Annotated in this window: 12 protein-coding genes; 10 read left to right on the plus strand and 2 right to left on the minus strand. The window is 29.6% G+C overall.

Features of this window, described 5'->3' with window-relative positions; genetic code table 11:
- From C1715_RS04120 to C1715_RS04130, 3 genes are all read left to right on the plus strand, one after another.
- On the plus strand, positions 1–1,176 hold the full coding sequence (locus C1715_RS04120; protein WP_102399382.1) for an ABC transporter permease: 1,176 nt from the start codon (positions 1–3) through the stop codon (positions 1,174–1,176).
- A gap of 179 nt (positions 1,177–1,355) precedes the next feature.
- Positions 1,356–2,096, plus strand: a complete 741-nt coding sequence (locus C1715_RS04125) for an ABC transporter permease subunit (protein WP_138203589.1) — start codon at positions 1,356–1,358, stop codon at positions 2,094–2,096.
- Between the two features lie 164 nt (positions 2,097–2,260).
- Positions 2,261–3,964, plus strand: a complete 1,704-nt coding sequence (locus tag C1715_RS04130) for an AAA family ATPase (RefSeq protein WP_102399384.1) — start codon at positions 2,261–2,263, stop codon at positions 3,962–3,964.
- A gap of 113 nt (positions 3,965–4,077) precedes the next feature.
- On the opposite strand, the gene helD is transcribed toward C1715_RS04130, so the two are convergent.
- Positions 4,078–6,360, minus strand: a complete 2,283-nt coding sequence (gene helD, locus C1715_RS04135; RefSeq protein ID WP_102399385.1) for an RNA polymerase recycling motor HelD — start codon at positions 6,358–6,360, stop codon at positions 4,078–4,080.
- Between the two features lie 282 nt (positions 6,361–6,642).
- A complete protein-coding gene (locus tag C1715_RS04140) occupies positions 6,643–7,392 on the minus strand; it encodes a hypothetical protein (protein WP_102399386.1) in 750 nt (249 codons plus the stop codon).
- Positions 7,393–8,901: 1,509 nt separating this feature from the next.
- Here C1715_RS04140 and C1715_RS04145 point away from each other — a divergent pair.
- From C1715_RS04145 to C1715_RS04175, 7 genes are all read left to right on the plus strand, one after another.
- The gene (locus C1715_RS04145) at positions 8,902–9,684 is read left to right on the plus strand and encodes a nitroreductase family protein (protein WP_102399387.1); all 783 of its coding nucleotides are present in this window, start codon (positions 8,902–8,904) and stop codon (positions 9,682–9,684) included.
- 161 nt (positions 9,685–9,845) lie between these two features.
- Complete coding sequence (locus C1715_RS04150; protein ID WP_102399388.1) at positions 9,846–11,021, plus strand: sensor histidine kinase; 1,176 nt, start codon at positions 9,846–9,848, stop codon at positions 11,019–11,021.
- Between the two features lie 96 nt (positions 11,022–11,117).
- Positions 11,118–11,768, plus strand: a complete 651-nt coding sequence (locus C1715_RS04155; protein WP_102399389.1) for a response regulator transcription factor — start codon at positions 11,118–11,120, stop codon at positions 11,766–11,768.
- A gap of 281 nt (positions 11,769–12,049) precedes the next feature.
- Positions 12,050–12,988, plus strand: a complete 939-nt coding sequence (locus C1715_RS04160; protein WP_102399390.1) for an ABC transporter ATP-binding protein — start codon at positions 12,050–12,052, stop codon at positions 12,986–12,988.
- 11 nt (positions 12,989–12,999) lie between these two features.
- On the plus strand, positions 13,000–14,163 hold the full coding sequence (locus C1715_RS04165) for an ABC transporter permease (protein WP_102399391.1): 1,164 nt from the start codon (positions 13,000–13,002) through the stop codon (positions 14,161–14,163).
- A complete protein-coding gene (locus tag C1715_RS04170; protein WP_423240821.1) occupies positions 14,156–15,268 on the plus strand; it encodes an ABC transporter permease in 1,113 nt (370 codons plus the stop codon). The genes C1715_RS04165 and C1715_RS04170 overlap by 8 nt, the downstream gene beginning before the upstream one ends.
- A 90-nt stretch (positions 15,269–15,358) precedes the next feature.
- Positions 15,359–16,702: a M20 family metallo-hydrolase gene (locus C1715_RS04175; RefSeq protein WP_102399392.1), complete on the plus strand. Its 1,344-nt coding sequence runs from the start codon at positions 15,359–15,361 to the stop codon at positions 16,700–16,702.
- The last annotated feature ends 101 nt before the right edge of the window (positions 16,703–16,803 follow it).

Raw genomic sequence — 16,803 nt, forward strand, 5'->3', positions numbered from 1 at the left:
TTGGATTTTTTTAAGGTAGAGGTTTATAAAATCCTAAAGAATAAGAAATATTTAATCTTTATTATAGGACTGTTAGTTTTATTTATCTTTAAAACCTATGGGTTATATGGGGATGCGAAAAGTGAAAGACCTCAGATAAAAATTAAGAACAACGAAAAGCTTCTAGTGGAGTATAAGGCAAAATTAAAGGAGGATGGAATTAAAGAGGAGGAAATAAAAACCTATAAACTTAAGATAAAGAGCTTGGAAAGAGAAAATAAGGAACTTTCAGAGGAGATAAAAAAACCTAACTACAATTGGAAAGAAAAGCTTAAAAACAAAAATAAAGCATTAAAGAAGGAAAGAGAAGAATACAAAATAGCTATGGATTATAACGAAGTTGAGAGGATAAACGGAGAGATTCTTCTAAATGAGCATTTACTTAAGGAGAATATGGAGCCTCAGCCCTTATACAAAATTTATTCCTTTAGAGCCATGAAAGACCTTATGGGATTTATTAATGTGATTTTTCTACCACTTTTAATAATAATATTAACTTACGACAGTGTAAGCTCTGAGATGCAGTATTCCACCATAAAATTAGCTATAACAAAACCCATAGGAAGAGTGAGATTTATAATAACAAAATTTTTAAGTGGGTTTTTAGTTTCTACCCTAACGGTTTTTATTATTGAATTTTTCATGTTTGTAATTATAGGATTAGTATTTAATGGGGGAAATCCATCCTATCCAGTAGTTATTGGAACGAAATATCATGTGGATGAATTAGAAAGGGTTACAGCTATTGTGGGTAGTTCTTATATAAATCCAGTATATAAATACCTTATTCAGTTACTTATTTTGCAGCTTATGTGTATTTTCATATATTGTAGCTTTGGAATATTAATATCTACATTATTTAAAAACAATGTGGCAAGTTTAATGGTAAGTTCAATAATAATATTTTGTTTAAATATGGCAACCTTTATATTGCCGCAGGAGTCCTTATCAAAAATATATCCATATTTATTCACCACCTATGGAGATGGAAACTCTTTAATAGAGGGAGTTATAAATTTAAATTTAAGTGCTACAAATATAAATATTAAATTGGGAGTAGGAATTTGTATTTTATATGGAGTAGCTTTTATAGCTATAGCCACTAACTACTTCAATAAAAAGGATATTGTAGTTTAATATTATTAAAATATTGATTTGGGAGAATTTTATGTTTACACTTATAGGCATTGAGTTTAAGAAATTTATAAGAAATAAGAAATTTCTCATAGGTTTAGCTCTTATTGTCTCAGTTTTTATTTTCTGCTTTTTTATAATAGTACATGTAGATAACAGCAGTTAATGTGCTTTCGGATATAATGAGGGTTTTAGGGCAATTTGGACTCCTAGTTATGGTTGGGATAATGGTCTCTCATGTGGTTTCAGGAGAAAATAAACCTGCCACCATAAAAATGTTACTTACAAAACCTATTAAAAGGTGGAAGATAATACTAAGTAAGTTTATAGTGGCTGTAGTAACTGTAAATTTAATAATTTTATTATTGGAATTTATTAGTTTCATCTTACTGGGATTAATATTTGGATTTGGAGATGCTTCATTGCCAGTTTTGACAGATGTAAAATACAGAGTTGTAGAAGCCGCGTATATTGCACAGGAAAGGGGGGCAGTGGTCCCATATGCTGGCAGTGGGGTTTTGATTTCCGCAGGAAGTTTCATTGTGAAAATGTTAATCCTACAGGTTTTAGGAGTAACTGCTAGCATAGCATTTTGTTTTCTCATGGCTACAATCATTGATAACACTAATGTTTCTATGGGCCTATCACTAATTTTTATAGCATTTACTCATGCTATGATAAATTTGAAAATTAAGGCTTACTATATACAGCGATTAAAGCCTGCTACGGTACTGGATAAACTGCTAGTGTTCTTATTTCCGACATATCACGCTAGTCTAGGCGTTATAAAAGGGAGTATAAATAAAAATTTGGCGGTGGATTTTATAACATTTAAATTCTCAGTTATACTTCTTTTAGTGTGGATTGGAGTATGCTATGGAATAACTCATGTGGTGTTTGTGAAAAAAGATGTGGTAGCGTAATAACAACGTGTATCATTAATTGATTTATGACTTAAAATATTTATACTATAAGAGTTGTGGAATAGGCAATGGGTAATAAAAAAGTATGATAAATATTAATTGCATTTGGTATAATGTAAGTAAGGGTCACAAATGAAGTTATAATTATAAAAAGGGTGAGTTAAATGAATGTTAAAATCCCATATGGAGAATCAGATTTTGAAAAAGTAGTAACGGAAAACTATTTATATGTAGATAAAACAAAATATATAGAATTGTTAGAGAATGATGCATCATATGAACTTTTTATTAGACCTAGAAGATTTGGAAAGAGCTTATTTTTGTCAATGCTTCGCAATTATTATGATATTAATCAAAAGGATAGGTTTGAGGAGTTATTTGGAAATTTATATATAGGGAGTAATCCTACAGAAAAAAGAAATTCTTATTTAATTTTAAAATTAGATTTTTCAAACATAAAAACTTTTGGGGGAAAAGAGGAGCTTATTGAGAGTTTTGATGAGCGGGTTATAGAATCAGTAAAAGATTTTTTCATTAGATATTATAATATATTAGATTGTAAAAATGATAAACTTCAATTTAACAATTCTATAGGGGCCATAAATTTTGCTGCGTCAATGACTTCTAATGTAGGTAAGAAAATATTTGTTTTAATAGATGAGTATGATAACTTTGCTAATGATTTGATTACAACTAATGAAGAACTTTATTATGATATAATTTCTAGTCAAGGATATATAAGAACTTTTTATAAAGCGTTGAAGGCACTAACTACAACTACTGTAGATAGAATATTTATGACGGGAGTTAGTCCAATATTATTAGATGATTTAACTAGTGGTTTTAATATAACTAAAAATCTTACATTAGAAAAAATGTACAATGAAATGATGGGGTTTACTCTACCTGAATTGGAGACATTAATGGAAAGGTTATGTTTGTTTAATATATTCAGCAGGGATATCTTAATTGATGATATGAAACAATATTATAATGGATATCTTTTTAGTGAAGATAGTAAACAACGTCTTTTTAATCCTAATATGGTACTATACTTTTTTGATAATCTAGTAAGATATAATAAGTATCCAAAGAATATGTTAGATTTAAATATAAAAACAGATTATAAGAAATTAGAAACATTAGCATTTAATTTTAAAGACGAAGAAACTATTGAAACTATTTTAGCTGAAGGTCAAATAGAAACTACTTTAGTTCAAAGATTTAATTTAGAATATATGTATGATAGAAAAGAAAACTTTGTTTCATTACTTTTTTATATGGGAATGTTAACTATTAAAGAATCTTTTCTGGGGGATGTTACATTAGTAATTCCTAATATAGCTATGAAGGAAATATATTGGGAGTATTTTAAATTAAAACTTGCGGAGACACATAAACTAGATATAGATAATAAAAAAATTAAAGCCGCAATAAATGAAATGGCTGTAAAGGGAAATTGCAATAAATTTATACAATGTCTAAAGAAAAGTTTAGAAAGTCTTTCTAATAGGGATTTAGTTAAATTTGATGAAAAGCATATTAAAATTTTGATATTATCTATTTTTATGAACAATATATATATTGCTAATAGCGAGTATGAGGTTGAAGAGGGCTTCATTGATATATTATTGTCCAAGAATAAAGCTTTTGCAGAAAGTATAAATTATGAATGGCTTATAGAACTAAAGTATATAAAGGAAAAAGATAGAAATGCATTTGATAAAATTAAATCAGAAGGATTAAAGCAAATTAGTAAATATAAAAATAGCGATAAATTAAGAAAGACTTTTAATTTGGATAATATGAAAAAATTATTGATAGTTGTTGTTGGTAAAAAGGATGTTTATGTGGAAGAGGAAATTTAGAATAATAAAAGGCTAGTACATTATAAAGTAAATACTACAATAGGTTGTTCGGTACTTTAATCTATGGAACAACCATATTGTATGTAAGATACTTAATGTAATAGTCTTTGTTTTTAAATTGGCAGTATTTTAGTCTTTTCCCCAAGAGAATAAATATAAAGTTCGTGTAGGGGTCTGGTCATGGCCACGTAAAGAAGTTTTACATCTAATTCACTTTCTGTGTACATATCCTTTGAGGCATTAGCAATTATAACCACATCAAATTCCAAGCCTTTTGCAAGATAGCAGGGAATTAATACTATTCCGCCGGGATAGTCCTTTTCCTTACCGGTTATTACAGAAACCTTTTTCTTTTCTTTTAATAGGGATTTTAGTTTCGTGCATTCATCTAATGTTTTACATATTATAGCCATGGATTTATATTCACTTTGGAGCATTTTTTCTATTTTATCATCAATATCCTTAGCAATATTCTTAAGAGAATCCTTTTCAAAAACCTTAACCTCATCACCATGACGTATTACAGGCTTGGCCTTTGGAAGGCGAGGATCGTTTAGTCCTCCTATAACTTCACTGGCTGCATTCATTATTTCAATGGTGGTTCTGTAACTTTGCTCTAGGCAAAGATGGCTTGAATTGTCATTTGTAAATATATATTTTGCTACATCATTCCAATCATGGATTCCTCTGTAGCTGTATATACCTTGACATAGGTCTCCAAGTATTGTAAAGGAGCTGCTGTTTACTATTTTCTTAAGTACATAAAGTTGAAATAAACTAAAGTCTTGTGCTTCATCAATTACAATGTGCCTTAAATTTATTTTTTCACTGAGACCATATACTGACATGGAGATGTACATTAGCGGTGATAAGTCTTCCACTTCTATATTCTTATTTTTTAAGTTTTCAAGGGAGTAATCTTTTATGTAATCTATAAGTTCCCACCTTGATTCATCGGTATTTAATTTAGATAAATTTATTAAGAAATTTTCATAGTATTGCCATACAGATCTTTTAGGAATTTTTGAAGTATAATCCTTTATAACAGTTTTAAGTCCTTTTTTGATATTTAAAAGTAGATTATCTCGTTCATCTATAATCTCAATTATTTGAGATCTTCTCTCAGGGCAATCACCCATGGAAGCTCTAACTTTGTCTAGCTTCCATTCATATTCTTTATCTACACGATCTAATATTTTATCTCTTTGATATTTCACCCTATTTATCATGCTTTTCTTTATTTCATTAATTCTCCTGGAAAAAGGTAGATAGCTATAATCCTTTATGAAGAGTTTTTGAATCTCTTTGTAGGTGAAAAGCACAAAGTCATGTACTTTGAAATCTTCCTTAGGTATATAGTGGTATTCTATATACTTTAAATATTTATTGAGAAGCTCTTTAAATTCTAATGAAGATTTAAAACATGAGGCTTCAATAATATTATTGTTTTCTTTAGATTTTTTGTCTGAATAATTTTCTATTATGGTAGATAGCTTTTCGTGAGGTGACTTTAATCTAGGTTTTTTGCCTAGGTTTTTCCCTATTACATTAAAAGCAAAGTCTTCAAAAGTGGTTTGTGTTACATTTTCTACTCCAAGCTCTGGTAGAACCTCTGATATATAACTTAAAAAAAATCTATTTGGAGCTATTATCATAAAGTTTTCTGGTTTTAATGTTTTTTCATAGTTATACATAAGATAGGCAATCCTATGTAAAGCTATAGTAGTTTTTCCACCACCAGCGGCCCCTTGTACTATAAGCGGTTTCCACATATCTGCTCTAATAACCTGATTTTGTTCTGATTGGATTGTGGATACAATATCTTTTAGTCTATTATCTTTATTGGAGCCAAGCGCAGCTTGAAGAAAGTCATCATTGGTAGTTATGTCTACATCAAAAATTTCTTTAAGGCAGGCATCTTCTATGGTGTATTGCCTTTTTAGAGATATATCTCCATGTATGTCACCATCGGGACAAATATAGCTAGCTTCTCCCAGTCTGCCTTCATAGTAAAGATTGGCCACAGGTGACCGCCAATCTACAATTAAAAATTCTCCGGTTTTTTCATCGAGAAGAGACATTTTACCTATATAGTATTTACCTATTTTGTCTAGACCTTCTTCAGTAAAATCTACTCTAGCAAAATAAGGCTTAGAAAGACTTCTACTGATATTTTTAAGTCTAGACTTCATGCTAACTTGAAGAGCTTCATTTATAACAAGCTCATTGAACTGCTCGGCATTGTCTGAGTTATAATGACTTGTGCTGTATTCAACAGCTTCATCAATTCTTTTCTTTTGTTTACTTATAATCTCATCAAAGTTTTTTAAGTAATTAAGAGTTGTATCTAGTTTTTTACACTCATTTTTATAATCTGGATGTTCAAAAGCAGGCATATCATTATCCTGGTTCTAAAAACATGTACAAATGTACTCATATTAGATAATTCGCACTTATCACACCTTATGGTGGCTTAAAGCCTTGGATGTACCAGTTCGTAAAACCATTTAAATTTTTTAATTTAAATGATTTACTATCCTACAACCGTATTTTAAAATTTTACAATGAAAGAATTATTTAACCCTCATTTCTGATAAAATATATGCTCTATTTTCATAGGGTACATACATTTGTGATTAAATATTCTTTTATAGTTATATCATTTACATCAATTTAAATTAACTAACTCTATTTTCTAAAATCTCTTTAACTTTTTTATAATTTGTATACAACGTAATTTCTTTATCATATTTTCTTTTTAATATATTTTTACTTGCATTAGTATCAGAATGAATTTCACCACATTTAGGACAAGTAAACACATCACCATCTCTTTTGCCTTTCTTAGTAGATGTAATATTTATACCTCCATCTTTATACCTATATAAACCTGTATCAATAGAAAATGCTCTTCCGGTTTTAGAATATGGTATCTTTTCTTTATATCTTCTTGTATATCTTTTAATAAGACTATTAAGATATTTATAATTTAAGTTTTTATGTCTAAATATTTTAGGAATCTCAAAAGATTTATTCGTTAATACTTTATAATAATAATCATTGAATTTAAGAATATAATTAATATAATGCCTATCTTCATTTGATAAATTATTATTTGCTTTACATTGCTCTTTAACTCTATTCTTGATATTAGTCCACTTGGCTTTAATATTTCCCAAAGCTTCACTTAAAGCTAATTTCCAATATCTCGCAGGTAATTTCCATTGTTCTGCAAATTCTGTTTTTACCCACCCATCTCTTATTTGTCTATCTTTTTTTAATAATGGGATACTATTAATTCCGCTATATCTTGAATATACATAATTCTTTACATTTCTATATTTGCTTCCTATAAATGATAATTCTTTTATTGTATTATCATCTAATTCATGAGAATATTGTTTTACTGTTTTAATCATAGTACCCATTATTATTCACCTCGCTTGTATACTATACTTTTATATTATATAGTATACCCATCCTAGCCCTTTCATTTGCAACATTATAAAAATAATGCACTTATTTTATAAGGTGATTTTTTTAAATTAAGGTTACTACTCCAAAAGAAATTAATGAACAATTGAAAATTAAAGTTTAATAAAGAACAACATTTTGTAAATAATTACGTTTATATCTTAATTGTTAAAGATTTAGAAAATAAATAAATTGATTAACCCACAAAAAGCATTATATTATTTGAATTATGAAATTTCTCTGGAATGACTTGCATAAGAAGCGAAGGAACTGTTTAAATTTAATTTTAGAAATTCTTCTTTTAGACAGATAAAATTATCGTAAGCCTGGCAAGGACGCCAGACTAGCGAACCTGAAGCAGGACGCTGAATGTGAGCGCTAGATAATTTTATATGGATAAAAGATTAGAATTTCTTAAATTAAATTTATTGTTCCGAGCTTTTATGCAAGTCATGGAGGAGAAATTTCATAATTCCACCACATTGTACCTTATTGTGGGTTAATCATTAATTATAAAATTTTAAAATACGGTTGTTTTTATCAATTATCTAATGCACATTTGTAATATTTTTAGAGTGTTCACATAAGGTCGTTACTCCTATGCAGTTCTTTTATGAACTTCTTATACTTTCATATAAGCACAGACTATATCACAATCCTAATTATTTAGGACCCTCCCCATTTCCCCTCACTTGAAGGTACGAGATTACTCTCTAGTCGTTGAGCCTTTTCCTTTTCGGAACTTGGTTGCTGATTACCCATTGTCACTGTGTTTAGGATTTAACCTTGCACTATCTACATTATTTTTTCTACTTTCGTCACCTTCACGTTTAGACTTATTTCATTCTTACGTTGTGGTTAATGTAGCTTTAGGGACTTCCAGCAGTTAAAGGAGTTTTGGATGTTTTTTTAAACACCACTCTACACTCTTTACGAATGTAGGGAGCTTTTTAATAAAATATATACATTTAACTTTGATTGTCTACACATGTTTATATTTTATACAACTATTAGTTGCTCCAATTTACTAAAATTTTTTTGGAACTGAGAATTTTAGTGTTGGGTTTTAACAAGGTATATTCTATTATATTAGAATACAGTTTAAAATGGAAATAAGTAATAGGGTGGTTGAATAGGGGAAAAACAAATATAAATAAAAAAACTCATTATTTTGAGAAATTTCTAAAATTTCCTTGACAACCTTACGTTTTTTTTATATAGTATATATATAAATTTTAAATGAAATAATATAGCATTGGGTGTAAGTACCCTAAAATAATTTACAAGATGTACTATATAATGTAGTATTCATTATCGCTTAGATTATAAAATATAATAGAAAATATTCGTAAAAGTACGTATATCAAATGGTTATGTATATAAATAAGGTTTTCTGAAAAGTTAGTGACTTTCTAGAGCCTTTTTTTATTTTAGGCACAGTTAAATAAATTGGGGGTGTATTTATGAATGAAGTTTTAAGTGTAATAAAAAACAGGACATCTCTTAGAAAATATGACAAAAAAGAAATAAGGGAAGAACATTTAAATGAAGTATTAGAGGGTGCCATGAGAGCTCCTACTGCTGGAAATATGATGTTTTATTCTATAATTGCAATTAAGGATAAAGATAAAAAGGAGATTTTAAGCAAAACTTGTGACAATCAGCCATTTATAGCTTCAGCACCAGTAGTACTTATATTTCTTGCAGATTTGCAAAGACAGTATGATTATTATGAGGCCAGTGGAGTAGAGGAATATTGCCATAAGAATAATATGGACTATACAGCGCCAGGAAAGGGAGACTTTTTACTAGGCTGTTCTGATGCGTTAATAGCAGCACAGAATGCAGTAATAACTGCAGAAGCTTTGGGTATAGGGTCTTGCTACATAGGAGATGTTATGGAGAACTATGAAAAGCATAGAGAGATATTAAATCTTCCAGACTATACTTTCCCTATATGCATGCTTGCATTAGGCTATTATGAAGAAGATGCTAAAAAAATAATAAAGCCAAGATTTGATAAAAAGTACATTGTATTTGATGAGGAATATAAAAGATTAAACAGAGAAGAATTTAAAGAAATGTATAGAGAAAATGAAAAGTTTGTGGTTAAGGGAAATAAATTTAATGCTGATAATTTTGGACAGCTAATTTATGGAAGAAAATCTGGGTCAAATTTTATGAAAGAGATGAACAGATCCGTTGAAGCTGCATTGAAATTTTGGGATGCTCATAAAATAAAATAATTTATTAATATAAACCAGAAATTCACCAAAGTAATGTGGGTTTCTGGTTTTTTTATTAAATTAATTTGGAAATTATTTTAAGTAATTGTAGAAATATTTTAAAAAAGATGATTAAATTAATATGTGTTTCAAAATTATAGAGGAAAGTTTGGAAGGTAAAAATGGAGAGAAAAAAATTACTATTAATAGTTAGATATGCTGCTATTGCACTTTTAATAGCAGGAATTGTAGGATTTCAAAAGAATAATGTAAAAATAGATACGGTTATTTTAATTCTTTTATTTACAATAAATAATCAAATTAGATTTTTTATACTCAGTCATAAGGAAAAGTTTGTTTTTATATCTTTAATATTAGAGTGTAGTATGGCATACTTTGGTTATAGAAATTATGGTGGCATGGTATTCTTTTATTTTTTTAATGCTGCTTTAGATAGTATTGTACTTATAAAAAGTCAAATTTTATCTTGGATAAGCTGTGGTATAACAATAAGTACGATGATTATAACAGGGTATTATTTAAATTTTAGTGAGATGATATCTATAAGTTCTGCATTAATAACATTATCTATATTAGCTGGATACATTAAAGAAGAAAATTATGGGAAGTTGAAAGCACAAAATTTATATGACAAATTGAGAATTTCAGAAGAGAAACTTAAAAAAGCTAATAGTGATTTAGAAAGTTATGCCAAATCTATAGAGGAGTTAACGGTGCTTCGAGAAAGAAATAGAATATCTAGGGAGATACATGATAGTGTAGGTCATAGTATTTCTACTATGATAATACAACTGGGTGCTATAGAAAAAATAGCCCAAAAGGATGCAATGGCAGCAGCTTTAATGGCTAAAAACTTAGGCGAATTTGCAAAAAACAGCCTTCAAGAAGTTAGGATGGCAGTTAGAGAGTTAAAGCCAATAGAATTTGATAAATATGAAGGCATATTAGCAGTAGAGGCACTGATTAAAAATTTTCAAAAACTCACAGGTATAGAAGTGAAGTTAGGATTTACTAAAGATAAGTGGAGCTTAAATTCTGATAAATGTTTTGTCATATATAGAATAGTCCAAGAATTTCTTTCTAATTCCTTGCGTCATGGAAAGGCAACCAAGGTTAATATATTTATGAATTTTAATCTAGAAAGCTTGGTTATAACTTTGCAGGACAATGGCGTTGGGGCAGAGTATATAGAAAAAGGAGTTGGACTTAAAAGTATATGGGAAAGAGTAGGAGAATTAGGCGGAAACGTGTCATACAATAGTAAAAAAGGTGAGGGATTTCTTTTAAAGGTTGTGCTATATCAAGCAGATACCTACTGTAATACTCCAAAGAGTTAATGGTAGTTGGGTTGTTGAACAACAATTTTTAAGTTTTAGATATAGCAAGGATTAAGGGGAAAACTTAGAAATTTGTCTATAAGTGGGAGGAGTAGTATGGAAAAAATAAGAATCGCTATAGTAGATGATGAAAAGTTAATAAGAGAGGGTTTAAAGATAATACTCTCTACTTATGAAGATATAGAAGTAGTTGGTCTTTGTGAAAATGGACAAGATGCCTTAGAACTTTGTAGGAGAGAAAAAATACAAGTGGTACTTATAGACATAAGAATGCCTAAATGTGACGGGGTTTTAGGAACTAGAATAATAAAAGAAGAATTTCAGGATATAAAGGTTTTGGTTTTAACCACTTTTAATGATACAGAATATATACATGAGGCGTTGAAGTTTGGGGCTAGCGGATATCTTTTAAAAGATAGTTCGTATGATTTAATATATGGGGGAATAAAAGCCTGCATTAAGGGAAATGTGGTAGTTCATCCAGATGTGGCTAATAAAATAATATGTAGTGGAGTAGAGGAAATTTGTAGTTCTAGGGAGGTAGCACAGGATTTCAGCCTTTCAGAAAAGGAAATTAATATAATAAAGGAAATAGCTAGTGGCCTTTCAAATAAAGAAATAAGTGAAAAATTGTATCTTTCAGAAGGTACTATAAAAAATAATGTAACAAATATACTTTCAAAATTAAATTTAAGGGATAGAACTCAGATAGCTATTTTTGCATTTAAAAATGGAATAGTAAAATAGAAATAAGGTGACTTGAGAAATGACTTAAGTCACCTTATTTAATTACTTAGGATAATAGTAAAATTTATAATAATTATCTATTATATAATTAAACTACAAAAAGGTACAATGGAATAGAATTATGATATGAAAATTTACAATATAAAAGTTCATAATAAACAGTTGAAAACTGTAAATGTGTGGATAATTAATGTTCAATGTACCAATGAGCAATTAAGGATATAAGGTACATTGAAATAAATGAAATGTATTCATTATAACTAATAAAATGGAGGGGTAAAATGAGTATACTGGAAGTGAAAAATGTAACCAAGCGTTTTGATGACAAGATAGTTTTAGATAATATAAATTTTAGGGTTGAGGAAGGAGAATTTTTCGGACTTCTAGGTCCTAATGGAGCAGGAAAATCTACTCTTATAAATATAATAACTGGACTTTTGAAAAGCAGTTCTGGTGATATAAGTATAGGTGGACATTCTATAAGGGACGATGAAATAAAGGCAAAGGAGTTTATAGGATTGGTTCCGCAGGAAGTTGCACTAATGGAAACTGTAACAGCATATGATAATTTGGAGTTCTTTGGAAGTCTGTATGGACTTAGGGGAAGGTTATTAAAAGAGAGAATAGATGAAGCGTTAGAAATAACAGGTACAAAAGACCATAGAAAAGATAAAGTAAAGAAGTTTTCAGGGGGAATGAAAAGAAGATTAAATATAGCTGCAGCTATTATGCATTACCCAAGACTTCTAATAATGGACGAGCCTACAGTAGGTATAGATGCTCAGTCTAGAAATCATATTTTTGAATTTACTAAGAAGATAAATAAGGAGAGGAAAACTACAATTATATACACATCACATTATATGGAGGAAGTAGATTATTTATGTAATAAGTTATTCATAATGGATTTAGGCAGAGAAGTGGCTTATGGAAGTAAAAGTTCCGTAAAGTCTATGGTTAGTGATAAAAATAAGGTTATTTTACGATTGGAAGAATATAAGGGAGAAATGTTAATCAAATTTAAGGATTTAAAAGGAGTTAGAGAGTGCAGTGAAGATGGAGAGGTAATTAAGCTTTTGGTAGAAGAAAGAGATTTTGATTTAAATGCATTGCTTAAATTAATAGAGAATCATGGAATAAAGATAAAGGGAATAAACTTCGAAGAGCCTACTCTTGAAGAGGTGTTTTTAACACTTACAGGCAAGAAACTTAGGGATTAGGAGGGATAGCTATGAAGTTAAGGGCATTTATAAAATCCACGTTGAAAGGAATTATAAGGGATTTACCTACATTTATATTTGTATTTGCCGTGTTTCCCATAATTTTAAGTATATTATACGGATATTTTCAAAGAGAAATGTTTAATCCTCCCAATGAGATGAAAAAGATTCCTATAGTTATAGAAGATAAGGATAAATCAAAATTTTCAGTTAGTTTAAAAAATTTTTTAACTACAGATGCTATGAAAAATATTATAGAAATTAGTCAAAAGAATTGGAAGTATAAGATTGTAATACCTACAGATTACCAGGAGTGTTTAAAGAACTCTAAAGAGTGTGAAATAAGTATAATTCCTAAAAAGGACAAGTCTAGGACTAAGGAAAAGATATTAGCTTCTATTATAAATAAATATCACCAGGAATTAGAGAGTCAGATGTTAATAAAAGAAAAAATCGGAAGGAACAATATATCAGAAAAGGAAAAACAGAAACTATTTAATCAAATAAATAGTGAAATTTATAATGCTAGTAAGGGGAGCTCTATACAGAATAAAATAGTTACTGAAGATAATAGTCTAACTTCTTATGAATACTATTCAATATCAATATTTAGTTTTATGTTCATTATGCTTATTATATCTTTATCAGCATCATATTATGCGGAAAAGGAAGCTGGGATATTTAAGAGAATATTGTCTACAACTTTAAGCAAAACTCAATATTTTAACTATTCAATAATAAACTGTTTTATTACAGCGGTTATATTAAATTCCATATATGTATTTGGATACAGAATTATGGGATTATCATTTAATAGATCTATTCCATTGCTTTTAGCAATAGTTTTATTACAGAGCCTTTTGGCATCAGTATTGTCAGGACTTATAATTGCATTTATTAAAGAAAAAAAGACTTTAAATATAATTTCAGGAGTATTTGTAATGTTGTCAATAACCGTAGGAGGAGCCTTTTGGCCTATAGATAAGACTAGTAATAGTGTGATTAAGTTTTTAAGTAATTTTTCACCAAATGTACTTGTAATAAAAACTTATAAGAATTATCTATTATATAATTCTTTTCATTCTATAAAGTTTTATTCAATATTATTTGTTGTAATTGCGGCGGTTGTTTATAGCATTAGTATATTTAAAGTTAGGGTTAAATGGGGTGAGTAATTTGGCATTTTTAACATTGGTTTTTGTAAATTTTAAAAGGCTTATGAAGGATAAAATAGTTATGCTATTATCATTTTTAATGCCACTAGTGGTTATAACAGCTGTTTATTTTATAAGTAATAAAGAATCAGGGGGAACTGCCAGTATGGTAGATGTAGCCTTTAATGTTTTAGATAAGGGTGAATATGGAAGTAAGATGTTAAAGGATTTAAATATAAGTAAATCTATATATTACAATTATAATCAAAGCAAGGTAATGGAATTGGTAGAAAAAAATAATGTGGTTGCAGTATATGTAATACCAGAAGACTTTACTGAGAAAATTAAAAATGGAGAAAAACCAAGTATAAAAGCTTATAAAAAACAAGATGGGAATGGTACAGTGCCAGTTGAAAGAGCATTGGATGATGAAATTAATAAAAAAGTGAAAGAACATTTACTTATAAATAAAAACATAATAGAAAGTGGTAAGGACATAGAAAAATCTTCAGTAAGCGTTCAAATAAAAAATTCTTCCAAGGATATAGACGTGGCAATGATGATAACTCTTACTATGTTAATAAATTTTATGTTGTATTCTGCTAATGGGGTAGGTACTGAGCTGTTAAATTTAAGAAGACAAAAGGTTTTATCTAGGTGCATAACCACAGCTAATAAGGGCTGGCAGATTGTGGGGAGTTTGTATTTGGCAATGTTTTTTCAAATAGTTACGGTATATTCCCTTGTATATTTGATAGAGAAGTTTATAATAGGTTATTCATTTGCATCAGTTCATATAGTTCTCATTAGTATAATTTTGATTGCTGCTATTTCTATTAGCTTGGGGATATTTGTAACTAGGGTATTTCAAAATGAATCCGTGGTAACTCTTATAATAACACTTGTGTGTACTGCTACCACTTTTTTAAGTGTTTTAGGCCTTGGGATACAAGTTAAAAAAATGCATTGGGTACTAGAAAATATAGTTAGATTCACGCCTCAGTACTGGGTATTTAATAGTATTGATACTGGAAAAGTATTTCCTAATATTTTTGTGCTTATATTAATGGCAGTGGTTTTATTTACTGCAGGCAATGTTAAACTTAGAGATTTTGCTAATAAATAGATATGTTTTTAGAAAAATTGGTTGACAAAAAACTTCATTTGTAAGAAATTTATATTGGGAATAATATTACGAATTGAGGAAGTGTGTTAAATGTATGAACTTATAGATGAATTAGTTCATGATATAGAGAAGAAGATAATTAACTATAGAAGAGAGTTTCATAAATATCCAGAAACTGCTTGGATGGAGTTTCGAACTGCTTCACTGATAGGAAAAAGGTTAATGGATATGGGCTATCATGTAAAAATAGGAAAAGAGGTTATGAATGATAACTATAGAATGAATGTGCCTTCTAATGAGGAACTAGAAGATAACTATGAAAGGGCTATAAAACAAGGGGCCTACGAAGAAATATGCAAGCTGATGACGGGTGGATTTACAGCTGTGGTGGGTATTTTAGATAATGGACCAGGACCGCAAATAGCATTGAGATTTGATATAGATGGAATTAAAGTAATGGAAAGTAAAGAAGAAGATCATTTACCTTTTAGAAATGGTTTTTCTTCTGTAAATCATGGGATTATGCATGCCTGTGGTCATGATGGACATATAGCCATAGGTTTAGGAGTGGCAGAACTTATTATGAAGTTCAGAGCTGGATTGAAAGGAAAGATAAAGCTTATATTTCAACCAGCAGAGGAAGGGGTTAGAGGTGCTAAGTGTATAGCAGAATCTAATTTATTAGATGATGTAGATTATATAATAAGTGGACACATAGGTATGAGGGCTAAAAAGTCTGGCGAGATAGTCTGTGGGACAGAAGGTTTTTTAGCTACATCAAAGATTAATGCTGAGTTTAAAGGCAGGTCATCTCATGCTGGAGCGGCGCCAGAAAAAGGACACAATGCACTGCTCTCAGCTTCCACTGCGGTTTTGAATTTAGATGCTATACCTAGAAATGGGCAGGGTACTACTAGAATAAATGTTGGTAAATTAGTAGCGGGCAGTGGAAGAAATGTAGTACCAGGGAGAGCCTTTATGGAGATAGAGACTAGAGGGGAAACTACAAATTTAAACAAATATATGGAGGAATATGCAGAGAGAATATTGAGGGCATCAGCAGAAATGCACGATACTCATGTAGAAATAAAACATGTGGGAAAGTCCATAAGTGCTAAAAGTGATAAGGAATTAGTGGAAATTATTAAAAATGTTGCAACAGATATGAAAAGCTACAGCCTCATATATGATAAGGAGGACTTTGGAGCCAGCGAAGATATATGCTATATGATGAAAAAGGTTCAAGATAATGGCGGAAAAGCAGCATATATTATGTTTGGCAGTGATTTAAAGGGGGAGCATCACTCGCCTAGATTTGATTTTAATGAGAAGGATTTAATTAACGCAGTAAAACTTTACATTGAGGTTATATTACGAATATCTAATAAAGTTTCATATAGGCACATTCAAATAAATAACAAGTCAGTATGCTAGTCTATTTTGCGTCATACTGCGTCAGCAGAAACCGCCGATAGTTCTACCAAAGGCGGAACCTGCTTCCTTGTCTGATGCAAAATATACCAGCATCTTTGACT

The sequence above is a fragment of the Haloimpatiens massiliensis genome (genome assembly GCF_900184255.1).
GTDB lineage: Bacteria > Bacillota > Clostridia > Clostridiales > Clostridiaceae > Haloimpatiens > Haloimpatiens massiliensis.

Coding starts and splice junctions, on each gene's coding strand:
- C1715_RS04125 (WP_138203589.1), top strand. CDS start 1,356: ATGAGGGTTTTAGGGCAATTTGGACTCCTAGTTATGGTTGGGATAATG.
- C1715_RS04130 (WP_102399384.1), top strand. CDS start 2,261: ATGAATGTTAAAATCCCATATGGAGAATCAGATTTTGAAAAAGTAGTA.
- helD (WP_102399385.1), bottom strand. CDS start 6,360: ATGCCTGCTTTTGAACATCCAGATTATAAAAATGAGTGTAAAAAACTA.
- C1715_RS04140 (WP_102399386.1), bottom strand. CDS start 7,392: ATGGGTACTATGATTAAAACAGTAAAACAATATTCTCATGAATTAGAT.
- C1715_RS04145 (WP_102399387.1), top strand. CDS start 8,902: ATGAATGAAGTTTTAAGTGTAATAAAAAACAGGACATCTCTTAGAAAA.
- C1715_RS04150 (WP_102399388.1), top strand. CDS start 9,846: ATGGAGAGAAAAAAATTACTATTAATAGTTAGATATGCTGCTATTGCA.
- C1715_RS04155 (WP_102399389.1), top strand. CDS start 11,118: ATGGAAAAAATAAGAATCGCTATAGTAGATGATGAAAAGTTAATAAGA.
- C1715_RS04160 (WP_102399390.1), top strand. CDS start 12,050: ATGAGTATACTGGAAGTGAAAAATGTAACCAAGCGTTTTGATGACAAG.
- C1715_RS04165 (WP_102399391.1), top strand. CDS start 13,000: ATGAAGTTAAGGGCATTTATAAAATCCACGTTGAAAGGAATTATAAGG.
- C1715_RS04175 (WP_102399392.1), top strand. CDS start 15,359: ATGTATGAACTTATAGATGAATTAGTTCATGATATAGAGAAGAAGATA.